The sequence below is a fragment of the Arthrobacter sp. TE26545 genome, from assembly GCF_056279005.1.
This window is the reverse complement of the sequence record NZ_JBWBQM010000001.1, coordinates 212415-235335: the sequence shown is the minus strand read 5'-3', so window position 1 is coordinate 235335 and position 22921 is coordinate 212415. Positions and strand designations below refer to the sequence as shown.

The following is a 22921-nucleotide window of genomic DNA, read 5'->3' as shown; positions in this document are numbered from 1 at the left end:
CCTGCGGTGTGCTTTAACCATGGAAACGAGCGCTCTCCCCGTCGACGTCCGCCCCGCCCCCTGGACTGGACGTTTCGATGGCGACGGTGCGGAGCACCGCCGCTGGTGGCAGGCCATCTCGCCCTACTCCGGCGGCGACGCAGCCGCCCGCACCCGGCCCGCCGTCGTCGTGGGCTTCTGCAGCGACGAAGGCGTGCGCCGCAACCAGGGGCGAGTGGGTGCCGCGGCCGCTCCGGCCGCGATCCGCGCCGCACTCGGGCCGCTCGCCTACCACCTCGACCGCAGCGTCTTCGACGCCGGTGACGTCGTGGTGGAAGGCGAGGCCCTGGAGGACGGCCAGCAGCGCGCAGGGACCGTTGTGTCCGCACTTCTCGACGCCGGCAACCTCACCGTGCTGCTTGGTGGCGGGCACGAGACCGCATTCGCCAGCTACCTGGGCGTGGCCGGCTCCTCCGCGGTAAGCGGAACAGAAACAGACTCGGGCAAGCGCCTGGGGGTGCTGAACCTGGACGCGCATTTCGACCTCCGCGACGAAGCCGTGCCGAGCTCGGGCACGCCGTTCCTGCAGATGGCGCGCGCGGAAGCGGCCGCGGGCCGCGAACTGCAGTACGCCGTCGTCGGAATCTCGGAGGCGAACAACACCCGCACCCTGTTCGACACGGCGGACCGGCTAGGCGTGAAGTACCTGCTGGACGAGGACTGCTCGGCGGGTGCCGCAGAGGAGTTCGTGGCGTCCTTCCTGGCGGGTATCGACGTGCTGTACCTGACGATCGACCTGGACGTGCTGCCCGCCGCCACCGCGCCCGGCGTCAGCGCGCCCGCCGCCTACGGCGTGCCGCTGCCGGTGATCAGCGCAGTGTGCCGCCAGGTGGCGGCCAGCGGCAAGCTCCTCCACCTGGACGTCGCGGAGCTGAACCCGGAGTTCGACGTCGACTCCCGCACTGCAAAGGTGGCCGCGCGGCTGGTGAACACGCTGCTCGACTGACATCTCACGGCGCAAGCGAAGGCAACATCGGGACACCTCGGGTAACCCCGCGTCGTGCGGGGAAAGGCGGCGCAAACAATGTTGGAGCAGTGCCGCCAGCCTGCCTAGTCTCGATGCACGTGGTGTACCCAAGAGGCCAGGGAGCTGCCTGCAAAGCAGCGCACGCGGGTTCGAATCCCGCCACCACGTCTTACATTCGGAAGCCTTTACCACCGGCCCCGCGCCAGCCATCATGAGATGAGGCGCAGGGACTTCGCCGACCGCCCTAGCACGGCCGCTCCCTGATCAGCCTGGTGCAGCGGAGGCGCAGCGACATGTCACCCAGGATCGAGCCAGCGGACGGATTCCTGACCGACTACTACGAGCACGTGGCCGACGACGATGTCCGCAACTACACCCCCGAGACCCTGCTGGAACGCGCCCGCTACCACCGTTCCCTGGCCGAACGGCGGGAGCCCGGACAGACCCTCATCGGTGTCCTGAACGAGACCGACGCCAGCCTGGTGGCCATCGTCACCGACGACTTGCCCTACCTGCTCCCCTCCGCCACTGCCGAGATCGCGCGCGACACCGCCGTCATCCGGCTGCTCGTCCATCCCACTTTCACCGTGGTCCGCGATCCGGCCACCCACCGCCTGATCAGGATCCACCGGGGACCGCACCGCCTGGGGCTGCCGGCCGGCGTCGAACCTTCGGCTGCCGGTGCACCGGCCGCGCCGGACGCCGGACCGGATACGGACGACGGCGACACAGACGCCGGCGGCGCCCTCACCGAGGCATGGCTGGCCATCGAAATCCCCCGGCTCGCGGACGAAGTGAGCGCCGACCGCCTCACGGAGAGGCTGCAGACCGTCATCAACGACGTCCGCGCCGCCGCGGAAGACACCGCGGCCATCCGCAAGGAGCTGGCAGACGAAATCCGGCGGCTGGAAGGCGTGCCAGATAGCCAGGAGGCCCGGAAGCTGCTGCTCTGGCTGAACGACGGGAACTTCATCTTCCTGGGCTACCGCGGGCGGCGCGGGCTGGGACTGCTCCGGAAGGCCGCGCCCGCCGATTCCGCGCCGGCCGATTCCGCGGCGCCCGGTTCCGGAGGCCCCGATTCCGGAGGCCCCGATTCCGGAGGCAAAGCCCCCGTCCTCACCCTCACGAAGTCCACGCTGCGCTCCACGGTCCTCCGCCGTGCCTACCTCGACGAAATCAGCCTGGGCGGCGAGCGCGTCGGCGGACGCACCTTCGTCGGGCTCTTCTCACCGAGTTCGACGGCGCGTTCCGCCCTCGAGATCCCCGTCATCAAGGACAAGGTAGAGAAGGTGCTGCAGGGCTTCGGCTTCCCGCCTGCCTCGCATTCGGGCAAGGAACTGCTGTCCGTCATCGAGGCCTATCCACGCGACGAGCTCTTCCATATCGATGCCGAGCAGCTGGCGGCGCACGCGCGGGACATCCTGCGCCTCCAGGAACGCCACAGCACCCGGCTGTTCCTGCGCCCGGATTCGCATGGCCGCTTCATGACGGCCCTTGTCTTCCTGCCCCGTCGCCGCTATAGCACCGCCGTGCGGCTGAACATCGAACGCGAACTGCGTGAGGCTTTGGGGTCCGACGCCATCGAATTCGAACTCCGGCTGGGCGAATCCGCCATGGCGCGGGTCTTCTTCCGGATCCTGCTGCCGCACGCCGCCGACCGGCCCGGGGGTGCGCCTGCGGTGATCGATTCCGCGGCGCTTGAGCAGCGCGTCATCGCCGCCACGCGCTCCTGGGCGCAAGGCCTGGACGAGGCATTGCAGGTGCGTTTCCCCGCAGACGAAGCCGCACGGCTCTCACGCCTCTGGGCCGCAGCGTTCCCTGCGAGCTACAAGGCCGATTACGAGGTCGAGGACGCAGTGGAGGACATCGCGAAGTTCGAGAGCTTCACCCCCGGAAACGACGACACGACGGACCCCCTGCTGACCGTTTACCGGCGCCCGGGGACGGCGGTCCTGTCAGAGGATGCCCGGATCCGGCTCTACATGACCCGTCCGCAGAGCCTCACCCAGATCCTGCCGTTCTTCCACAACCTCGGCCTGAAAGTGCTGGACCAGCGGCCGTTCACCGTGCTGCGCGCCGACGGCCGGCAGTTCTTCCTGTACGACCTCGGGCTCAAGTACCCCCGCGGGGTGGACCCGCTGGCCACCGGCGAACTGCTGGCGGGGTCGTTCTGCGCCGCGATGCGCGGTGACTCGGAATCGGACGCCTTCGACCAACTGGTCCTCCGGGAGGGCCTCGGCTGGCGGCGGACCGCCATCCTGCGCGCCTACGCCAAGTACCTCCGGCAGCTCGGCAGCACCAACTCCTACGGCTTCATCGCGGACACGCTCCGCGAAAACTCCAAGGCAACCCATGCGCTGCTTGACCTGTTCGAGGCGAAATTCGATCCGGACCGCTTCACTCCGGACCTCTTCGAGCCGGAGGTCCTCGACCCCGGCCCGGCCGACGGGGAGGGGCTGGACGGGGATGTGTTCGAAGGGGTCCGCAGTGAATACAGCCACCGGACCCAGGCCGTCCACGCTGCCCGCACGAAGCTGAACAAAGCCATCGACGCCGTCCCGGGCCTGGACGCGGACCGCCTGCTGCGCTCCCTGGCGAGCCTGGTGGAAGCCACCCTGCGCACCAACTTCTACCTGGGCAAGCCGTACATGAGCTTCAAGCTCAACCCCTCGGGCATCCCCGCTGCACCGGCGCCCCGGCCGAAGTTCGAAATCTGGGTCTACTCGCCACGGGTTGAAGGCGTCCACCTGAGGTTCGGCCCGATCGCCCGCGGCGGACTGCGCTGGTCAGACCGGCGCGAAGACTTCCGCACCGAGGTCCTGGGCCTTGTGAAGGCGCAGACCGTGAAGAACGCGGTGATCGTTCCCACCGGGGCCAAGGGCGGCTTCTTCCCCAAGGTCCTGCCGGATCCGGCGGAGGACCGGGCGGCATGGCTGGCGGAAGGCCAGGAAAGCTACAGGACGTTTGTCCGCGGCCTGCTGGACCTCACGGACAACCTGGTGCCGGATCCCGACGGCGGCGGTGAGGGCCGCGTGGTGCCGCCGCCCCGCGTGGTGCGGCACGACGGCGACGATTACTACCTCGTGGTGGCCGCGGACAAGGGGACGGCCTCGTTCTCGGACCTCGCCAACGCCCTGGCCGCGGAGTACGGATTCTGGCTCGGCGACGCCTTCGCATCGGGCGGTTCGGTGGGCTACGACCACAAGCAGATGGGCATCACCGCCCGCGGCGCGTGGGAGTCGGTGCGGCACCATTTCAAGGAACTGATGATCGATTCCGGGGCCGAGGACTTCACGGTGGTGGGTATCGGTGACATGAGCGGCGATGTCTTCGGCAACGGCATGCTCCTCTCCGAGCACATCAAGCTTGTGGCGGCCTTCGACCACCGGCACATCTTCCTGGACCCTGCGCCCGACCCGGCGGTTTCCTACACCGAACGCAAGCGGCTCTTCAAACTCCCCCGCTCGTCCTGGGCCGACTACAGGCCCCGAAAGCTCAGCCCCGGCGGAGGCGTCTTCTCACGCGCCGAGAAGTCGATCCCCATCAGCGAGGAGGTCCGGCTCGCCTTGGGACTGGAAGAAGGCACGACGGCGATGACCCCGCCTGATCTTTTGCGGGCTGTCCTCATGGCCCCGGTTGACCTCCTGTACAACGGCGGGATCGGCACCTACATCAAGGCGTCCACGGAGTCCCACACCGAGGTCGGGGATAAGTCCAACGACCCCATCCGGATCGACGCCGCCCAACTGCGCTGCCACATCATCGCCGAAGGCGGCAACCTCGGAATCACGCAGCGGGGCCGGGTGGAGGCCGCACTGGCCGGCATCCTCGTGAACTCCGATGCGATCGACAATTCGGCCGGCGTCGACTGCTCGGACCATGAGGTGAACATCAAGGTCTTCCTGGACCGGATGATCGCCGCGGGCAGGATGTCCGCAGCGGAAAGGACTGGCTTCCTTCATTCGCTGCAGGACGAGGTGGGACGCCTCGTGCTGAAGACCAACAAGGACCAGAACACGCTTCTCCTTAATGACAAGCAGCTGGCCCTTGAATGGAGCCCCAGCTTCGAGCGGACCATGGACTGGTTGGAGGCAGTCACGGACCTGGACAGGGAACTCGAATGCCTCCCCGGCAACGAGGAACTCAGGGCACGCGTCCAGACGGGCAAGGGACTGACCACGCCGGAACTCGCCGTGCTCGCGGCGTACGCCAAGATCGAACTCGCCCGAGAACTCACCGAGGGTGGTCTCTCCGACGATCCGTGGTTCTCGCATACCCTCCAGGTCTACTTCCCGCGGCAGGTCACCGAACGGTTCGGCGAGCACCTTTCGACGCACCCGTTGAGCCGCCAGATCGTTGCCACCGTTGTGGCGAACGACATGATCAACATGGGCGGCATCGCCTTCGCTTTCCGGGCCATGGAGGAGACCACGGTGTCGGCGACGGCGGTGGCCCGCGGCTTCGTCGTCATGCGGCAAATCTGGGACTTCGACGCAATCACAGGGGCCATTGCCCAACTGCCGGCCAGGTTGGCGAGCGAGCACGGCGCCGCCGTCGCCCTCGACATGCGGCGCCTGCTGGACCGCTCCGTCCGCTGGTACGTGACCCACGACTTCCGTGACAAGCCCGTGGCCGACGCACTGGCCCGTTTGGAGGGGCCGATGTCCGCGATGCGGGCCAACTTCACGAGCTTCCTGCACGGCATCAACCTGGCCCATTCGCTGAAACGCCTGGCGCACACGGACTCCGTTGGGCTGCCGCACGAGTTGGGCGTCAGGGCCTCGGAAATCCTGGTCAGCTACGGCTTGCTGGACATCTCCGCGATCGCCGAGGAACTGCAGGAACGGCCGCAGGCAGTGGCCGAGGTCTACTTCGCAGTGTTCGAACGCATCTCGGCCATACCGCTGCTGGAGCACATCACGATGCTTCCGCGGGCCACCCATTGGGAATCCTTGGCCCGGGCTGCGCTGCGGGACGACATGTATCTGGTGCTGGCCGACATGACCAAGGCGGTGGTCCGGCATACCGCCCGTTCCTCGGCCGCGGCCGCGGATCCGGTGGAACGGATCACCGACTGGGAACGCGGAAACATCGAGCAACTTTCCCGGATCCAGGAGACCATTCAAGAGGCCATCAAGCCGGGCCCTGTGGACATCGCCGCGCTTTCGGTAGCCGTGAAACTGCTCCGTGCAATGGTTCGCCGCTGAGACCGTCGCCACAGGCTGACAGTCATCTTACGAATATTCGCCGCCACCCTCTATGATTGATGGGTCGCCTTCGCATGCGGCAAGTAATTAGGAGGCCCCCAGTGACTGTTGTAATGACTGAAGAACGCGAAATCCACCTGACCTTTTCCAATGGCCAGGAAATCCACGACGGCCTGGACCAGGCAGTCAACACCCTGATCGAGGATGCGGCGGAACATGCTGACTGCGGCATCCTGGTAACCCGCCACGAGCCGGGAAGCTACACGGTTGCCTTCGACGAGTCCGTGCCGTTCGGCCAGACCCGCGAAGCAATCGCAGCCTGAGCCCAGCGCCGGGCACAGCAAGAATCACAGGGAACGGCCCCCTGAGCTACCGTTCAAGCTCAGGGGGCAGCTCCTCTTTAACGGGATTCGCCATCTACAGCGTGCAGCCGCAGCTTTCGCGAAGCAGGACCTGGACAGGAAGGACCCTGTGCTCGCACGCCGATGGGACCTCGGCCATCCGTTTACTCAGGAGTTCGACGGCGACGCGGCCCATCAGGTCCATGGGTTGGCGGACCGTGGTGAGCGCCGGCTGCATGAACCGGCCTGCATCGATCCCGTCGAACCCTGTGACTGCAACTTCTTCCGGAACCTTGACCCCGGCCTCGCTGAGGCCCTCGATGACACCTAGGGCGGTCTGATCGTTCGCGCACACGATCGCCTCGGGCAAGTGCGGCCGGCCAGCCTTGTCGGCGAGCAGCGCTGCGACGGCTTCGCGTACGTCCGACCTGCCGGTCGTCCCGCCCAGGACAGTGCCGTCCGGGGCGGCAAGACCGGCTGCCTCGAGAGCGTCAAGGAACCCCTGGTGCCGCGCGTAGCGGTCGTAGTCATCGATGGGCCCGGCGAACCAGAAACTCCTGCGCCCGTGGTCTTCGATCAAGTGCTTGACGAGCCGACGCATCCCGGCCTTGTTGTTGACAGTCACCGAAGACATGGCCATGGGGTCTTCAGGGAGTTGGGCAACCAGGACGATGGGCTTGGTCCGGGCCAGGTGGACGAGCGTTGACTCGGACATCACATGGGGGAGCACCACGAGGCCGTCTACCCGACGGGCGATCTCGTCCAGGGCCACGCCGCCGGAGTCCAGCTTCTGCCAGCCAACGGCTAGCGGAAGGCCGCGCACAGTGCATTCGAGTTCCACGCCCCGGAGCACCTCGTCGGCAAAGAGCGGGTAGAGCCTTGGACTGGTCGCCGACTCGCGGACCAGAGGGACGTCGTCGTCGTAGAGCAGCTCCGGCATGGCCAGTTCGTCGGGCTCGTGACCGCTGAACGAGTACATGCCGACGACGCCGCTGTGGCGCTCGGCCAGGCCCCGCGCGAGGCCGCTCGGGATGTAGCCAAGTTCCTCGACTGCCTTGCGGATCGCCTCCTGCGTGGCGGGTCGGACCTTGTCTGGGGTGCGGAAGAACCTGGAGACGGAGGCCGTGGAAACGCCCGCGGCCTCCGCGACGTCGTAAACCGTTGGCGTGGTGCTGGTAGACACAGAATCCCCTTCCCCGAGGGCGTTCGACCACAAGGTCACGTTGCCTGGCCAATCGCCGAGGCTAACACATACCGTACGCGCATACATCCCTGAAATAAAAGGGGACGTGACCCTTGCCACAGCAAAATGTATGCGCGTACACTCGATTGCACGGGCCGGTCGTCGACGCCGAACAGGAGCCCATATGCTCTCCCCTCCCCGTCCCTTGAGAGGAACAATGATGTTTAAGAAACGAGCAGCCCTGCCGGCACCAAAAATGCTCCATCCCAAAGCCACAAAAGCAGCCGCCATCGGCCTTGCCGCAGCCCTGCTCCTGACTGCCTGCGGACGCGACAATGGATCCGGTTCCGGATCCACTGAATCAGCTTCCCCAATTGCCTCTGGCCCCGCGACCGGTACAGTCACGGTGTGGGCGCAGGGTGCCGAGGGCGCCGCACTGCCGGCCTTGGCAAAGGAATTCGAGGCTGCCAATCCCGGCGTAAAGGTCAACGTCACGGCCATCCCCTGGGATGCCGCCCACAATAAATATCAAACAGCCATCGCCGGGGGCACCACCCCTGATATCGCCCAGATGGGCACCACCTGGATGAGTGACTTCAGCGATGCCTTTGAGCCCACACCCAGCGCAGTCGATACCGGCGACATCTTCCCCGGTTCGGTGAAGTCGACCGACGTGGGCGGGACCAGGTACGGCGTCCCGTGGTACGTGGACGCCAACGTAGTCTTTTACCGCAGCGATCTTGCGGCAAAGGCTGGCCATGAGGCCTTCCCCACGGACTGGGATGGCTTCAAATCCTTGGCCAAGGACCTCCAGAGCAAGGCCGGCGCCAAGTATGGAGTCGCGCTCCCCGCAGGCGGGGCGGACTCCTTCCAGCGCATTCTCCCGTTTGTCTGGTCGGGCGGGGCTCAGTTGGTGAACCAGGACAGCACCAAATGGACGCTGGACACTCCCGAGCTCGGCGAAGCTCTCAACTACTACAACAGCTTCTTCACCGAAGGCATCGCCGACAAGAACCCTGCCACCGGTGCCGGTGCGGCCGAGTCCGCGTTTGTCGACGGATCCGTTCCCATGTGGATCGGCGGTCCGTCCGGGATCGGCGAGCTGGAAAAGGCCGGCGGCGCGGGATTCGCCGACAAATACAAGGTGGCCTTGGTCCCGAAGCAGAAGTCGGCGACCTCCTTCGCCGGGGGCTCCAACCTGGTCGTGTTCAAGAAATCCCAGAACCGGGACGCGGCATGGAAGTTCATCCAGTGGCTTTCCCAGCCCGACATCCAGGTCAAGTGGTACAAGGCGACAGGGGACCTGCCCGCATCCCAGTCTGCATGGAAGGACCCGTCACTCTCCGGTGATTCCAAACTTTCCGTCTTCGGCGACCAGCTCAAGGACGTCAACTCCCCGCCGTCCTTAACGACCTGGACCCAGGTGTCTGCCGCCGCGGACACCCAGCTGGAACAGATCGTGAAGGCAGGCAAAAACCCGGCCTCGGCCCTCAAGGAACTGCAGTCCACGGCCGACTCAATCGGGACAGGCCGCTGAACATGAGCACGATGTCCAGCCGCACCCCATTGCCTCCCGCATCCCGGTCGCCCAGGGGTGCGGCCGGACCCTCCTCGCGCCGCCGCAGGCAGGCACTCATCGCATGGATGTTCGCGGTCCCGTTCGTGGCGATCTTCGCCGTGTTCATGCTGGTCCCGCTGGTTTCCTCCTTCGCGATGTCCTTCACTGACTTCACCAGCCGTGACGTCCAGAACCCGGCCGCGGTCGGCTTCGTCGGCATCAAGCAGTACGCCACGTTGTTCGCCAACGCGCAGTTCGTCCATTCGATGCTCAACACGGCCTATTTCGTCCTCGTCGGCATACCCCTGACCATGGCCGTGTCGCTGGCCCTCGCTGTGGCATTGAACAGCGGGATCAAACGCTTCCGGACGGCGTTCCGCGTCGGGTTCTACACCCCCGTGGTCACCAGCATTGTTGCCGTGGCTGTTGTGTGGCGGTTCATCCTGCAGCCGGACGGCCTGCTGAACACCATCCTGGGTGCTGTGGGAATCCACGGCCCTGACTGGCTCAACAGCACGACGTGGGCCATGCCCGCCATGATCCTGATGGCCGTGTGGCGGAACATGGGCACGCTGATGATCATTTTCCTGGCGGGGCTGCAGAACGTATCGGCGGAAATGCTCGAAGCCGCCGAAGTGGACGGTGCCAATGCCTGGCAGCGGTTCACCAGGATCACGCTGCCCACCCTGCGGCCGACTCTGCTGCTGGGCGCGGTGCTGCTCTCCGTCGGCTACCTGCAGTTCTTCGAAGAGCCGTTCGTGATGACCAAGGGCGGCCCGCTCGATTCGACCCTGTCCATCAGCTACTTCACATACAACCAGTTCGGGTTCGGTAAATACGGCCTGGCATCTGCCGCCAGCTATGTGCTCTTCGTCGCCATAGCGCTGCTGAGCCTCGTCCAGTTCCGCGCCCTCCGGTCGAAGGACTAAGCACTGCCATGACACTTCCCACGGAAACCCTCACGCCCGGACCCTTGCGGACCGAATCCGGTGGACCTGCACGCCGTCCCCGCCGACGCGGTCAGCGCGGCCGGCCCCTCACATATATCCTGCTGCTGCTTGCCGTGGCTGCCACCATCCTGCCGTTCGCCTGGATGCTGCTGGGATCCTTCAAGACCCAAGGTGAACTCCTTCGCAGGCCTGCCACTTGGTGGCCGCAGGAGGGCACTCTTGCCAACTACACCTCCTGGTTCACTGAGCTGCACATCGAGAAGTTCTTCGCCAACAGCCTGATCGTTGCCGTCGTCACGGTTTTGGGCAACCTGCTTTTCTGCTCGATGATCGGCTATGCACTGGCGAAGATGGACTTCCCGGGGAAGCGGTTCCTCTTCTTGCTGGTGATGGTGACCCTGATGGTGCCCGGGGTGGTCACGTTCGTTCCCCTCTTTGTCATGGTCAGCAAACTGGGGCTGGTTAGCACCTACCCGGCGCTGTTCCTTCCGTTCCTGGCCTCGCCGGTGGGCGTCTTCCTGATGCGCCAGTTCATGCTGGGTATCCCGGATTCAATCATTGAGGCGGCACGGATCGACGGAGCCAGCGAGGTCCGGACCTTCACCCGCGTAGTGATGCCCCTTTGCGGACCGCCTTTGGCCACGCTGGGGATCCTGACTTTCCTTGGCTCGTGGAACAACTTCCTCTGGCCGCTGGTCGCGGCCCAGAGCGAGGACATGTACACCCTGCCTGTGGCGTTGTCCCTTTTCTCGACCGGGCAGAATGCCACCAATTACGGCCTGCTGCTGGCCGGATCGGTTTTGGTCATTACCCCAATCGTTGCCCTTTTTGTGGCGCTGCAGCGCTTCTTCATCCAAAGCGTCGCCGCCACCGGCATCAAATAGCGCTTTTCCCCCAACAGCTGAGAGGTACCACCGTGAACCACCTGCAGACTTCCATCGCGCCCAACGGCACCCTTTACCGGGATTTGAACCGCAACGGGGTGATGGATCCCTTCGAGGATCAATCACTCAGCCCGGAGGAACGGACGGCTGACCTCCTGGCCCGGCTTAGCCTCGAAGAGAAGGTGGGTCTGCTTTTTCACACAGTCATTGAGACTGGACCGGACGGAACCCTGTTGGAGCGCCCCGGAAATATCAGCAAGTCCGGAACGTCTGTCGTCGTCGCGCAGAGGTTCATGAATCATTTCAACGTGCACGCCCTGGGGACACCACGGCAGGCGGCGCGCTGGAACAACGCCATCCAGAAACTCGCCGAATCGACCCCGCACGGCATACCGGTCACGATCTCCACGGACCCGAGGCATGCCTTCATTGAAAACACCGGCGTCTCGTTCAATGCGGGCCATTTCTCCCAGTGGCCCGAACCCATCGGCCTCGCCGCCACCGGCAGTACAGAGCTGATCCGGCGATTCGCCGACGTCGTACGCCAGGAATACACCGCCGTCGGGATCCGTGCCGCGCTGCACCCAACGGTGGACCTTGCCACCGAACCGCGCTGGGGCCGGCAGGCCGGGACCTTCGGCCAGGACAAAGAACAGACCTCGCGGTTCGCCGTCGAATACCTCAGGGGACTCCAGGGCGAGTCCCTCGGCCCAGGCTCGGTTGCCTGCACCACCAAGCACTTTCCCGGCGGCGGCCCGCAACGCGACGGCGAAGACCCGCACTTCCCCTACGGCCGTGAGCAGGTCTACCCCGGTGGGCGCTTCGAGGAGCACCTTGAACCCTTCCGGACCGCCATCGCCAACCACACCAGCGCCATCATGCCCTACTACGGAATGCCCGTCGGCCTCGAGCTCGATGGTGAACCGATCGAAGAGGTCGGCTTCGGCTACAACCGGCAGATCATCACCGGGCTCCTGCGCGAAAAGCTCGGCTACGACGGGGTCGTCCTCAGCGACTGGGAGCTCGTCAATGACAATGTCGTGGGAGACAAGGTACTGCCGGCCCGTGCCTGGGGCGCAGAGCACCTGACCGCCGCCGAACGCATGGAGAAAATTCTCAACGCCGGTGTGGACCAGTTCGGCGGCGAGGAGTGCACCGATCTGCTCATCGGCCTCGTCCGTGAAGGCCTCGTCAGCGAAGAACGGATCGACGAATCCGCCCGCCGGCTGCTGCTGGTGAAGTTCCAGCTTGGCCTCTTCGACAACCCTTACGTGTCGGAGGACGCAGCAGCCGTCCTCGTTGGCAACGATAACTTCCGGGCTGAAGGACACCGCGCCCAGGCACGTTCGGTGACCGTGCTGACTGACAGCAAGACGGACGGAAGCCGCCTGCTGCCGCTCTCCGACAAGCCGCGTATCTACGTCGAAGGCCTGGACCCGGCAGCCTTGTCGGGCACTGGACTTCCTGTTGATGCGCCCGAGGACGCCGACGTCGCCATCATCCGCCTCCACGCACCGTGGGAGCACCGACAGGATCTGTTCCTTGAGGAGGGCTTCCATGCCGGCTCCCTGGACTTCCCGCCCGGGCTCATTTCGCGGCTGGCGGCCCTCTCCAGGAAGGTTCCGTTGATCGTTGACGTCCGTTTGGACCGCCCGGCGATCCTCACGCCGCTGACCCAATTCGCCAGCGCGCTGGTAGGCACTTTCGGCGTTTCCGACGCTGCACTTTTGGACGCCATCACGGGGCGAATCCTCCCGTGCGGGCGTCTGCCCTTCGAGTTGCCTTCCTCCATGGACGAGGTGCGCGCCTCGCGGCCCGATGTAGCGTCCGACACTCGGTCACCGCTCTTCGTCAACGGGCACGGCCTGTCCCTGGTCCGGGGCGCCGACACCGCCTGATCTCCTGTCCTCATCGCCGACGTGCTCGGCCCATTCTGTCTCCGGGCCTTCCTGCCCTTCGGCAAGGGCTTCCCACATGGCCAGGTGGCACATGAAGTCATCTCCGGTGGCGCCATGCCAGTGCCACTCCCCCGGCGGTGTGTAGACGGTGTCGCCCGGCTTCATCACGATGATCTCGCCGCCGCGGGACTGCACGAGGCCGACGCCGTCCGTCACGTGGAGAGTCTGGCCGTTGGCGTGCCGGTGCCAGGCAGTGCGGGCGCCCGGTGCGAAGCGGACGATGTTCACCCGCAACCGCGAGGGCGATTCGCCCTTGGCGATGACGTCGAAGTGGACGTCGCCGGGGCCGCCTCCGGGCTACTCAACACCTTCCACCAGCTGGGCAGCAGCCTCGGAATCGGAATCCTGGTGACGGCGTCGGCCGCCGCGGGCCGAGGTGCAGCAACCGCGGCGGAGGCCCTGGCCGAGCGGGTCGGCGCCGCCCTCACGGCAGGCAGCGTCATGCTGGGCCTATGCCCGCTGGCCTGCCTGGTGCTGGTTGTGCCGGCGAAGGCCGGCGCGGGCACCCGGCGGTAGGCAGCAAAAAACCGGGGCTTGTTCGCGGTTTCCGCTGCGAACAAGCCCCGGTTTCATGGAGCCTCAGTCTTTCAAATCCAGCTTACGCGCCGGAAACGCACTATGCCCGGCGCAGCTCCACGCCGTCGGACTTCATGAAAAGCTGCTTGGCGGCCGCATCGGCGCCCGGACCGGCAGGCTCAAGCCAGACCACGTTTCCGCTAGCGGAAACCTCCTGGACTTCCCCCGCCGCAATCACATGCGCGTGCTTGACGACCTCGATCCGCTCCCCTGCAGCCAGGCTTGCCCAGTCGGCAACGGTGGCGGCATGTGAGATTCGCCTGGACAGGACGGATCCGCGTGACTTCATTGAACTTCTACCCCTTTGTGGATGTTCGTATCTTCGGTTGTGTATGTCATCCGACAGGTCCGCGACGTCATCGGCGCGGACATGCCGTACCCAATAAGTTCTACTACACCGAAGGCGCCCCGGACGCGGCTGTTGCCTAACATTTCCGGGGCGCCATCCAATGTTTACTTAGACCGCATTTCCTTCGGGATCAGGCGAGGATTCCGACAGCGGATTCGGCGGCTTCGCGCACCGCGCCGGAGCCCACCAGACGGTCGGCCGCTTCCAGCTCAGGCGAGAGGAAACGGTCGGTTCCGGGACCGGCGACGACGGCGCGCAGCACCTCGAGCACGGCCGCACCGGCGGGGCCGGGGGTCAGTTCGCCGCCGGACAGTTTGGTGCGGATGTCGATGGCGCGGGCGCTGGTGACCAGTTCCACTGCCAGGACCCGGCGGAGGTTCTCCACGGCCTTGCGCAGCTTGCGGGCGGCGTGCCAGCCCATGGAGACGTGGTCTTCCTGCATGGCGGAGCTCGGGATGGAGTCGACCGACGCCGGAACGGCCAGCCGCTTGTTGTCCGAGACCAGCCCGGCCTGGGTGTACTGGGCGATCATCAGGCCCGAGTCCACGCCGGGATCGTCGGCCAGGAAGGCCGGCAGTCCGTGCGAGCGGGCCGGGTCCAGCATGCGGTCCGTGCGGCGCTCGGCGATGGAGGACAGGTCCGCCACTGCGATGGCCAGGAAGTCCAGCACGTAGGCCACGGGGGCGCCGTGGAAGTTGCCGTTGGAGGACACGCGGCCGTCCGGGAGGACCACGGGGTTGTCGATCGCGGCGGCCAGTTCGCGGGTGGCCACGAGCTCGGCGTGGGTCACTGTGTCGCGGACGGCACCGGCAACCTGCGGGGCGCAACGCAGCGAGTAGGCGTCCTGGACGCGGGTGTCGCCTTCACGGTGCGAGGCCACGATCGGCGAGTTAGACAGCACCTTCAGCATGTTGTCGGCGCTGGCGGCCTGGCCCGGGTGCGGACGCAGGGCGGCGTGCAGCTCGGGCAGGAACACCTGGTCGGTGCCGAGCAGCGCCTCCACGCTGAGCGCGGCGGTGATGTCCGCCGTCGTCATCAGCATGCGGAGGTCCGCAATGGCCATCAGCAGCATGCCGAGCATGCCCTCGGTGCCGTTGACCAGCGCCAGGCCTTCCTTCTCGGCCAGCGTGACCGGCTCGATGCCGTGTGCGGCGAGGAGCTCGGCGACGGCGGGGCGGCCTTCGACGCCGTACAGCTCGCCGTCGGGGCCGAAGGCTTCGCCTTCACCCATGACCACGAGTGCGCAGTGGGAGAGCGGGGCGAGGTCGCCGGAGCAGCCGAGGGAGCCGAACTCGCGGACCAGAGGGGTGATGCCGGCGTTGAGCACCTTGACGAAGGTCTCGAGGACCTCGCGGCGGACACCGGTGCGGCCGGAGGCCATGGTCTTGGCACGCAGGAACATGATGCCGCGGACCACTTCGCGCTCCACGGCCGGGCCCATGCCGGCGGCGTGGCTGCGGATCAGCGACTTCTGCAGCTGCGTGCGCAGAGCGTTGGGGATGTGGCGGTTGGCGAGGGCACCGAACCCGGTGGAGATGCCGTAGGCCGGGGTGTCGCTGACGGCCAGCTCGTCGATGTGGGCGCGGACCTTGGCGACGTTGTCCAGGGCTTCCTGGGAGATGGTGATCTGCGCGCCGTGGCGTGCGACGTTGAGGACGTCCTCGGCGGTGACGCCGCTGGAACCGAGGGTGACGGTCAGCGCTTCGTTGGTTGTGATGGTCACGGTAGTTCCTACTTCTCGTTCATCGGGATGCGGACGCCGCGCTCGGCGGCGACCTCGACGGCGCGCTCGTAGCCGGCGTCGACGTGGCGGATGACGCCCATGCCGGGGTCATTGGTCAGCAGCCGCTCGAGCTTCTCGGCCGCGAGCTCGGTGCCGTCGGCCACGGAGACCTGGCCGGTATGGATGGAACGGCCGATGCCCACGCCGCCGCCGTGGTGGATGGACACCCAGGTCGCACCCGAGGACGCGGCGGTCAGGGCGTTCAGCAAAGGCCAGTCCGCGATCGCGTCCGAGCCGTCCTTCATGGCCTCGGTCTCCCGGTACGGGGAGGCCACGGAGCCGGAGTCCAGGTGGTCACGGCCGATCACGATCGGTGCCTTGACCTTGCCCTCGGCGACGAGCTTGTTGAACAGCAGCCCGGCCTTGTGGCGTTCGCCGTAGCCCAGCCAGCAGATACGTGCCGGCAGGCCCTCGAACTCGACCCGTTCCTGGGCGGCGTCGATCCACTTGTGCAGGTGCTTGTTCTCCGGGAACAGCTCCTTGATCGCTTCGTCGGTGACGCGGATGTCCTCCGGGTCCCCGGACAGGGCCACCCAGCGGAACGGGCCCAGGCCCTCGCAGAACAGCGGCCGGATGTAGGCCGGCACGAAGCCGGGGAACTCGAACGCACGCCCGTAACCGCCCTTGCGCGCCTCATCCCGGATGGAGTTGCCGTAATCGAAGACCTCGGCCCCGGCATCCTGGAACTCGACCATGGCCTGCACGTGCCGGGCCATGGACGCCTGGGCCTTCTTCGTGAACCCTTCCGGATCCGCGGCGGCCTCGGTGTGCCATTCCTCCACGGTGATGCCCTCGGGCAGGTACGACAGTGGATCATGTGCACTGGTCTGGTCGGTCACGACGTCAATGGTCAGCTCGCCTGCCTGGTGGCGGCGCAGCAGCTCGGGGAAGACCTCCGCAGCGTTGCCGACGTAGCCCACGGACCAGCCGCGCCGCTCAGCCTTGGCCTTGCTCACCTTGGCGATCGCGGCATCCAGGTCGGTCTCGACCTCGTCCAGGTAACGCTTGCCGACACGGCGGCGCAGCCGGGACTCATCCACGTCCACGATCAGGCAGGCCCCGTCGTTCAGGGTCACGGCCAGCGGCTGGGCCCCGCCCATGCCCCCGCACCCGCCGGTCAGGGTCAGGGTCCCGGCCAGCGGTCCTTCGGTGGAGCCTTCCGCGGCCGGTGCCGGGTGGCGGCCTTCGGCGGCGAGCTTGTTCCCGACCGCGGCGAAGGTTTCGTACGTGCCCTGCAGGATGCCCTGGGTGCCGATATAGATCCAGGAACCGGCCGTCATCTGCCCGTACATCATCAGGCCCTCGGCCTCCAGGCGCCGGAACTCCGGCCACGTCGCCCAATCGCCCACCAGGTTGGAGTTGGCGATCAGCACCCGCGGAGCCCACTTGTTGGTACGGAACACACCCACCGGCTTACCGGACTGGACCAGCAAGGTCTCGTCCTCTTCCATGTCCTTCAAGGTCTCCGAGATCGCATCGAACGCCTTCCAGGACCGGGCGGCACGGCCCGTGCCACCGTAAACCACGAGATCCTCGGGGTGCTCGGCAACCTCCGGGTCCAGGTTGTTCATCAGCATGCGCAACGGCGCTTCGGTCTGCCAGCTCTTCGCGGACAGCTCAGTACCGCGGGGCGCCTTGACCGGACGCGTCCCGGTGGTGAAATCGGCGGGTGCCATGTTGGCTCCTTCGTCTCTGGAGGGGTGGTGGGGGAAAGATCTTCTGTATCCAGTAGAGCCTGTCCGCGACGGCCGCGGAATGGCTTTTCTGGGGGTGGTGTCCGGCATTCCAGACAAGCGCAGGAGTCCGGGATGAGGTCCCGCCGGCTTGCCCAACTGACTCGCATTTAAGGTCGTTTTGAGCCTCCAAAACGACATCTATTGCGAGCCAGTTGGGCCGGATCCTAGTGGGCCGGGCGCCCGTAAATGCGGTTCGAGAGCTCGTCCGCGGCCTTCTGGATGCGGGCGGCGAGCGCCGGCCATTCCTCTGCCGGCACTTTGTCCTCGAGGAAGGTCACGGCGACGGCCGCCGTCGGCCATCCCAGGTGGTCGGTGACGGCGGCAGCAACAGAGCCGAATCCCGGCGTCACCTCACCGTGCTCCGTGGCGTAGCCGCGCTGGCGCACTTGGTCCAGGTGCGAGGACAGCGCGGAGTACTTCATGATGGGCGATTCCATCTCATGCCGGGCCGAGAAAGCGGCCGCGTTCGGGTAGAGGGCCCGCACCTGCGACTTGGGCAGGGCGGCCAGGATGGCGCGGCCGCTGGCGGTGAGGTGGCTGGGCAGGCGGACGCCGACGTCGGTCACCAGGGAGGGGCGGTTCTTGGCCCGCTCTTCCACAATGTAGAGCACGTCGCGGCCGTGCAGCACGGCCAGGTGTGCACTCTCGCCGATCACATCCACGAGGGAGGCAAGCATCGGGCGCCCCAGGCGGGAGAGCGGCTCCTGCCGGGAGTAGGCGGAGCTGAGTTCGAAGGCGCTGATGCCCAGCCCGTAGCGCTGCTCCTCGTGCAGGTGCATGACGAATCCGTTGGATTCCATGACGCCCAGCAGGTGGTAGACGCTCGAGCGCGGCAGGCCCAGCGAGGTAGCGATGTTCGACGCCGCCATCGGCCCCCGGCGGGAGGCCAGCAGCTTGAGGATTCGAAGGGTGTTTTCGGCGGCCGGGACTTTGGAAGTGGCTTTGCCTGGCGCCAGCGGCTGTGCGGTCATGGTTCCTCGTCAGAAGTGTCGGTGTCCGGTATCCCGTACTTAAGCTTGCGCCGACCGGCCCGCAATCCGAAGCCCGGTCCGGCGAGTGGTGTCTTGAATCCCAGACAACTGTGGGGTTGCCATGGCCGTGCTTGGAGCGCGCCGGCCGCTCAGTCCTTTCCGAGTCGCGCAAAACCGGCGTGCAGCTCGCGGACGATGACCGTTCCGCTGCCCAGCATTTCGGCCTTCCTCCTGGAACGGGCCAGCAGCTCTTCGCTGGGGTGGCCGAAGATCTCGATGCTCTTCATCCGGATGAACGGGCCAATCGGCGGGAACTTCGGGCCGGCCACATCCAGGTGGAACATGAGCGACTCCATGTCCTCGTGGAAATGCAGGACGCTCATTTCCGTTCCGTCCTCGGAGAAATGAACGGTGTAGCCTCCGATCCGCGGCTCGTTCTCCTCCACGAACGCGGCCAGTTCGGCCATCGCGTCCTTCAGTTCCTCCAGCTTCCCGGGGAGGACCTCCGAGGTGTCGAGGTATGCAATGAAATCACCCATGGCGCCGTTCCTTTCGTGCCGATTGCCCAGAGAGTCCCAGCCCTACAATTCTCCGACCGTCTGAGATGAAAGACACCAAGGGCCCGTGAAACCAATCACAGGCACCCCGAAAATGGTCTGCTGGTTAACGATCCCCCTCCCAATGACGAGAAGGTTATTCGCATGCAACAAGCACCAAGCGCCGCCAGAGCGGCCACCGCCGGTGCGGCGGCCGGCCCCGTGGCGACCGCACTGAACCGCGGCCTCAACGTCCGCCATATCCGCTTCATGGCCCTCGGATCCGCTATCGGCACGGGCCTGTTCTACGGCTCGGCCGCCGCCATCCAGAAGGCCGGCCCCGGCGTGCTCTTCGCATACATGATCGGCGGCGCCGCCGTGTTCATGGTGATGCGTGCCCTCGGTGAGATGGCCGTGCGGCACCCCGTTTCCGGCTCCTTCGGCCAGTATGCCAGCCGCTACCTCGGCCCGCTGGCCGGCTTCGTGACCGGCTGGACCTACGTCTTCGAAATGGCCATAGTGGCAATTGCCGACGTCACAGCGTTCAGCATCTACATGGGCTTCTGGTTCCCGCAGGTTGACCGCTGGATCTGGGTCCTGGCCATCATCCTGTTCCTGGGAGCCATGAACCTGCTCAGCGTCAAGGTGTTCGGCGAACTCGAATTCTGGTTCTCCCTCATCAAGGTCGCCGCCATCATCGCCATGATCGCCGGCGGCGCCGCGATCATCGTGTTCGGCTTCCAGGCCGGCGGCAGCAGCGCGGCTCCGGGCCTCGGGAACCTGGTTGACCACGGCGGCCTGTTCCCCAACGGTTTCGGCGGCGTCCTGGCCGCGTTCGCCGTCGTGATGTTCGCCTTCGGCGGCATCGAGACTATCGGCATCACCGCAGGTGAGGCAGCCAATCCCAAGAAGGTCATCCCGCAGGCCGTCAACACCGTTCCCGTGCGCGTCCTGCTGTTCTACGTCCTCACCCTCGGGGTGCTGATGAGCCTCTTCCCGTGGAACGAGATCGGCAGCAACGGCAGCCCCTTCGTGCAGATCTTCGACGGCCTGGGCATCCCGGCCGCGCCGCACATCCTCAACGCAGTGGTGATCACTGCCGCCCTGTCCGCCATCAACTCGGACATCTTCGGCGCCGGCCGGATCCTCTTCGGTCTCTCCCAGCAGGGCCATGCACCGGCCAGCTTCGGCAAGATCTCCCGGCACGGCGTCCCGTGGATGACCGTGGTGCTGATGGGCGGCATCCTGCTGGTGGGCGTGGTCCTCAACGCAGTGATCCCCGAAGACGTGTTCGTCATCATCGCCTCGATCGCCACCTTCGCCACAGTGTGGGTGTGGGTCATGATCCTGGCGTCGCACGTGGCCATGAAGCGGGAAATCGCCCGGAAGGCCCTGCCGGCATCGGAGTTCCCGTCGCCGCTGTGGCCCGCCGCCTCGGTGCTCACCATCGCATTCATGGCCCTGGTGATCGTCATCCTGGGCGTCTTCGAGGACACCCGCGTTGCGCTCTACGTAGGCGCAGCCTGGCTCGCCCTGCTGGTGGCGGCCTACCGGCTCTGGGTCCGCGGTGGCGGACGCCAGCGCGCCGAACTGGTCGACGAGACCGCCGCGATCCCCGTGGTGAAGGAAGGCGCTGCCGTCAAGGAAATCTCAATACGCTCCTAGCCTGGGCCATCCACTGCTCCGTAACTGCCGTTTTGAGCGCTCAAAACGGCAGTTACGGAGCAATCGACGGGGATACGCCTCACCGCGCGGACCAGCCGCCGTCCATGGTGTAGCTGGCCCCGGTGACCATGCCGGCGTCGCCGGAGGCCAGCCAAGCGGCCAGCGACGCAACTTCCGCCGGTTCCACGAGCCGTTTCACGGCGGCCTCGGTGAGCATCACCTTGGCGAGGACCTCCGATTCCGGGATGCCGTGCAGCAGTGCCTGGTCCGCGAGCTGCTTCTCCACCAGCGGCGTGCGGACGTAGCCGGGATTGATGCAGTTGGACGTCACGCCGTGCGCACCGCCCTCAAGCGCCGTCACCTTGCTGAGCCCCTCCAGCCCGTGCTTGGCCGAGACGTAGGCACTCTTATACGCCGACGCCCGCAGCCCATGCACCGAGGAGAGGTTGATGATCCGGCCGAAGCCCTGGGCGTACATGTGCGGCAGGGCGGCCCGGATCAGCAGGAAGGGTGCTTCGAGCATGAGCGCCAGGATCCGCCGGAACTCTGCGGGCTCGAACTCCTCGATGGGCGCCACCTTCTGGATCCCGGCGTTGTTGACCAGGATGTCGCAGTCGAGGCTGAGCCCGGCCAGTGCCTCCGTGTCCAGCAGGTCCACGGCCCAGGCGGTGCCGCCGAACTCATCGGCGAGCGCTTCCGCAGCGCCGGCGTCGACATCCGCCACCACCACCTTGGCGCCGCGGGCCGCGAACTCACGGGCGCACGCAGCCCCGATGCCGCCGGCCCCGCCGGTGACCAGTGCCTTCCGCCCGCTGAGCGGCCCCGCGCTCACGCCTCCGCCCCCTTGCCGGCGGGCAGCCCGTGCAGGCGGGCGTCGGCGTCGTCGATGTCCTCCAGGGCGGCGCCGCGCGTCTCGCGCAAGGTGAGGACGACGACGGCGGTCACCGCGCAGGCGAGCAGCAGGTAGAGCGCTGTGGGCAGCCAGGAGCCGGTGTCCTTGAGCCATTGGGTCGCCAGCAGCGGGGCCAAGGAGCCCGCGAAGATCGACGTGACCTGCGAGCCGAGGGAGACGCCGGAGTAGCGCATCCGCGTGGGGAACAGCTCGGACATGATGGCCGGCTGGCCTGCGTACATGAAGGCGTGCAAGCACAGGCCCAGGGTCACGGCCAGCACGATCACCACGGGATTCAGGGTGTCGAACATCGGGAAGGCGAAGAACGGCCAGGCCGCCCCGGCCACCGCGCCCGTCAGGTACACGGGCTTGCGGCCCCAGGCATCGGCCAGCCGGCCCACCTGCGGGATGACCACGAAATGCACCACGTGGGCAATCAGCAGGGCGAGCAGCAGCGAAGAAGTGTCGTACTTGTGCACGCTCTTGAGGTAGACGATCGAGAAGCTCACCACGAGGTAGTACATGATGTTCTCCGCGAAGCGCAGTCCCATGGCCTGCAGGATCCCCTTGGGGTACTTGCGCAGCACTTCGCCGACGCCGTAGCTGATGGCCTGCTCCTTCTCCACCTGTGCTTTGGCCTCCAGGAAGATGGGGGCTTCCGTGACGTGGGTGCGGATGTAGTAGCCCACGAACACGATCACCGCGGAGAGCCAGAAGGCCACGCGCCAGCCCCAGCCGAGGAAGTCGGCGCTGCTGAGCGTCTTGGACATCACGAACAGCACCAGGGTGGCCAGCAGGTTCCCCACCGGCACGGCTGCCTGCGGCCAGCTCGACCAGAACGCCCGCGATTCGTTGGGGCTGTGTTCGGCCACCAGCAACACGGCCCCGCCCCATTCACCGCCGAGCGCGAAGCCCTGGATGAAGCGCAGCGCCACCAGCAGCGCGGGCGCCAGGTAGCCCAGTTCCGCGAAGCCCGGGAGGCAGCCCATCAGGAAGGTGGAGACGCCCACGATCACGATGGTGAGCTGGAGCGTCGGTTTGCGTCCGAGCCTGTCGCCGATCTGGCCGAAGACGATCCCGCCCAGGGGCCGGGCCACGAAGCCCACGGCATAGGTCAGGAAGGCCTGGATGACGCCGTCCAGCTCATTGCCCGTGCTGGGGAAGAAATACTTGCCGAAAACCAGGGTGGCAGCGGTGGCGTAGAGGAAGAATTCGTACCACTCCACCACTGTGCCCACCATGGAGGCGGCCACGATCTTCCGCAGGCCCTTGCCTTTCGCCGTTTGGCCCGTCTCTGCCAGGGAGCGCTGCTCTACGCCCATGTCC

At 66.3% G+C, this 22921-nt stretch carries 18 protein-coding genes and 1 tRNA gene; 10 read left to right on the top strand and 9 right to left on the bottom strand.

Annotated elements, in window-relative coordinates; translation table 11 throughout:
* The first annotated feature begins 19 nt into the window (after positions 1-19).
* The 4 genes from hutG to ACZ9CK_RS00925 all read left to right on the top strand — a co-directional run bounded on the left by hutG (position 20) and on the right by ACZ9CK_RS00925 (position 6536).
* Positions 20-985: a formimidoylglutamase gene (gene hutG / locus ACZ9CK_RS00940; protein ID WP_476048978.1), complete on the top strand. Its 966-nt coding sequence runs from the start codon at positions 20-22 to the stop codon at positions 983-985.
* 118 nt (positions 986-1103) lie between these two features.
* Positions 1104-1174 (top strand) — tRNA-Cys (locus ACZ9CK_RS00935).
* A 125-nt stretch (positions 1175-1299) separates the two neighbouring features.
* Positions 1300-6213, top strand: coding sequence for an NAD-glutamate dehydrogenase (locus ACZ9CK_RS00930; RefSeq protein WP_476048977.1), 4914 nt, complete (start codon positions 1300-1302; stop codon positions 6211-6213).
* A gap of 113 nt (positions 6214-6326) precedes the next feature.
* Positions 6327-6536, top strand: coding sequence for a hypothetical protein (locus ACZ9CK_RS00925; RefSeq protein ID WP_426301828.1), 210 nt, complete (start codon positions 6327-6329; stop codon positions 6534-6536).
* A 94-nt stretch (positions 6537-6630) separates the two neighbouring features.
* On the opposite strand, the gene ACZ9CK_RS00920 is transcribed toward ACZ9CK_RS00925, so the two are convergent.
* Entirely contained in the window at positions 6631-7737 is a 1107-nt protein-coding gene (locus ACZ9CK_RS00920) for a LacI family DNA-binding transcriptional regulator (RefSeq protein WP_476048976.1), read from the bottom strand.
* A gap of 220 nt (positions 7738-7957) precedes the next feature.
* On the opposite strand from ACZ9CK_RS00920, the gene ACZ9CK_RS00915 reads away from it, so the two are divergent.
* The 4 genes from ACZ9CK_RS00915 to ACZ9CK_RS00900 are packed head-to-tail and all read left to right on the top strand — an operon-like array spanning position 7958 to position 13027.
* Complete coding sequence (locus ACZ9CK_RS00915) at positions 7958-9274, top strand: sugar ABC transporter substrate-binding protein (RefSeq protein WP_476048975.1); 1317 nt, start codon at positions 7958-7960, stop codon at positions 9272-9274.
* A 2-nt stretch (positions 9275-9276) separates the two neighbouring features.
* A complete protein-coding gene (locus ACZ9CK_RS00910; RefSeq protein ID WP_476048974.1) occupies positions 9277-10224 on the top strand; it encodes a carbohydrate ABC transporter permease in 948 nt (315 codons plus the stop codon).
* 8 nt (positions 10225-10232) lie between these two features.
* Complete coding sequence (locus tag ACZ9CK_RS00905) at positions 10233-11129, top strand: carbohydrate ABC transporter permease (RefSeq protein ID WP_476048973.1); 897 nt, start codon at positions 10233-10235, stop codon at positions 11127-11129.
* A gap of 32 nt (positions 11130-11161) precedes the next feature.
* A complete protein-coding gene (locus tag ACZ9CK_RS00900) occupies positions 11162-13027 on the top strand; it encodes a glycoside hydrolase family 3 protein (protein WP_476048972.1) in 1866 nt (621 codons plus the stop codon).
* On the opposite strand, the gene ACZ9CK_RS00895 is transcribed toward ACZ9CK_RS00900, so the two are convergent.
* On the bottom strand, positions 12968-13315 hold the full coding sequence (locus ACZ9CK_RS00895; protein WP_476048971.1) for a cupin domain-containing protein: 348 nt from the start codon (positions 13313-13315) through the stop codon (positions 12968-12970). The genes ACZ9CK_RS00900 and ACZ9CK_RS00895 overlap by 60 nt on opposite strands.
* A gap of 42 nt (positions 13316-13357) precedes the next feature.
* On the opposite strand from ACZ9CK_RS00895, the gene ACZ9CK_RS00890 reads away from it, so the two are divergent.
* A complete protein-coding gene (locus ACZ9CK_RS00890) occupies positions 13358-13603 on the top strand; it encodes a hypothetical protein (RefSeq protein ID WP_476048970.1) in 246 nt (81 codons plus the stop codon).
* A 100-nt stretch (positions 13604-13703) separates the two neighbouring features.
* On the opposite strand, the gene ACZ9CK_RS00885 is transcribed toward ACZ9CK_RS00890, so the two are convergent.
* From ACZ9CK_RS00885 to ACZ9CK_RS00865, 5 genes are all read right to left on the bottom strand, one after another.
* Complete coding sequence (locus ACZ9CK_RS00885) at positions 13704-13952, bottom strand: hypothetical protein (protein WP_426301812.1); 249 nt, start codon at positions 13950-13952, stop codon at positions 13704-13706.
* Between the two features lie 190 nt (positions 13953-14142).
* Positions 14143-15735 (bottom strand): histidine ammonia-lyase, encoded by a 1593-nt coding sequence (gene hutH, locus ACZ9CK_RS00880; RefSeq protein ID WP_426301810.1) that lies wholly within the window; start codon positions 15733-15735, stop codon positions 14143-14145.
* 8 nt (positions 15736-15743) lie between these two features.
* Positions 15744-17471 carry a urocanate hydratase gene (locus tag ACZ9CK_RS00875; RefSeq protein ID WP_476048969.1) on the bottom strand — a complete coding sequence of 576 codons (1728 nt, stop codon included), beginning with the start codon at positions 17469-17471 and terminating at the stop codon, positions 15744-15746.
* A gap of 224 nt (positions 17472-17695) precedes the next feature.
* The gene (locus ACZ9CK_RS00870) at positions 17696-18502 is read right to left on the bottom strand and encodes an IclR family transcriptional regulator (RefSeq protein WP_426301807.1); all 807 of its coding nucleotides are present in this window, start codon (positions 18500-18502) and stop codon (positions 17696-17698) included.
* A gap of 149 nt (positions 18503-18651) precedes the next feature.
* A complete protein-coding gene (locus tag ACZ9CK_RS00865) occupies positions 18652-19041 on the bottom strand; it encodes a hypothetical protein (RefSeq protein WP_426301805.1) in 390 nt (129 codons plus the stop codon).
* A 162-nt stretch (positions 19042-19203) separates the two neighbouring features.
* On the opposite strand from ACZ9CK_RS00865, the gene ACZ9CK_RS00860 reads away from it, so the two are divergent.
* Positions 19204-20703: an amino acid permease gene (locus tag ACZ9CK_RS00860; protein ID WP_476048968.1), complete on the top strand. Its 1500-nt coding sequence runs from the start codon at positions 19204-19206 to the stop codon at positions 20701-20703.
* A 79-nt stretch (positions 20704-20782) separates the two neighbouring features.
* Here ACZ9CK_RS00860 and ACZ9CK_RS00855 read toward each other — a convergent pair whose 3' ends face one another.
* Both ACZ9CK_RS00855 and ACZ9CK_RS00850 read right to left on the bottom strand, forming a co-directional pair.
* On the bottom strand, positions 20783-21535 hold the full coding sequence (locus ACZ9CK_RS00855; RefSeq protein WP_476048967.1) for a 3-hydroxybutyrate dehydrogenase: 753 nt from the start codon (positions 21533-21535) through the stop codon (positions 20783-20785).
* A complete protein-coding gene (locus ACZ9CK_RS00850; protein ID WP_476048966.1) occupies positions 21532-22917 on the bottom strand; it encodes an MFS transporter in 1386 nt (461 codons plus the stop codon). Before ACZ9CK_RS00850 ends, ACZ9CK_RS00855 begins: the two co-directional genes overlap by 4 nt.
* Positions 22918-22921 lie beyond the last annotated feature (4 nt).

Excerpts from the sequence above, each read along its gene's own strand:
- ACZ9CK_RS00875 (WP_476048969.1), bottom strand. The coding sequence starts at position 17,471 with ATGGCACCCGCCGATTTCACCACCGGGACGCGTCCGGTCAAGGCGCCC.
- ACZ9CK_RS00850 (WP_476048966.1), bottom strand. The coding sequence starts at position 22,917 with ATGGGCGTAGAGCAGCGCTCCCTGGCAGAGACGGGCCAAACGGCGAAA.
- ACZ9CK_RS00860 (WP_476048968.1), top strand. The coding sequence starts at position 19,204 with ATGCAACAAGCACCAAGCGCCGCCAGAGCGGCCACCGCCGGTGCGGCG.
- ACZ9CK_RS00865 (WP_426301805.1), bottom strand. The coding sequence starts at position 19,041 with ATGGGTGATTTCATTGCATACCTCGACACCTCGGAGGTCCTCCCCGGG.
- ACZ9CK_RS00870 (WP_426301807.1), bottom strand. The coding sequence starts at position 18,502 with ATGACCGCACAGCCGCTGGCGCCAGGCAAAGCCACTTCCAAAGTCCCG.
- hutG (WP_476048978.1), top strand. The coding sequence starts at position 20 with ATGGAAACGAGCGCTCTCCCCGTCGACGTCCGCCCCGCCCCCTGGACT.
- ACZ9CK_RS00905 (WP_476048973.1), top strand. The coding sequence starts at position 10,233 with ATGACACTTCCCACGGAAACCCTCACGCCCGGACCCTTGCGGACCGAA.
- ACZ9CK_RS00925 (WP_426301828.1), top strand. The coding sequence starts at position 6,327 with ATGACTGAAGAACGCGAAATCCACCTGACCTTTTCCAATGGCCAGGAA.
- ACZ9CK_RS00885 (WP_426301812.1), bottom strand. The coding sequence starts at position 13,952 with ATGAAGTCACGCGGATCCGTCCTGTCCAGGCGAATCTCACATGCCGCC.
- ACZ9CK_RS00910 (WP_476048974.1), top strand. The coding sequence starts at position 9,277 with ATGAGCACGATGTCCAGCCGCACCCCATTGCCTCCCGCATCCCGGTCG.
- ACZ9CK_RS00930 (WP_476048977.1), top strand. The coding sequence starts at position 1,300 with ATGTCACCCAGGATCGAGCCAGCGGACGGATTCCTGACCGACTACTAC.
- ACZ9CK_RS00915 (WP_476048975.1), top strand. The coding sequence starts at position 7,958 with ATGTTTAAGAAACGAGCAGCCCTGCCGGCACCAAAAATGCTCCATCCC.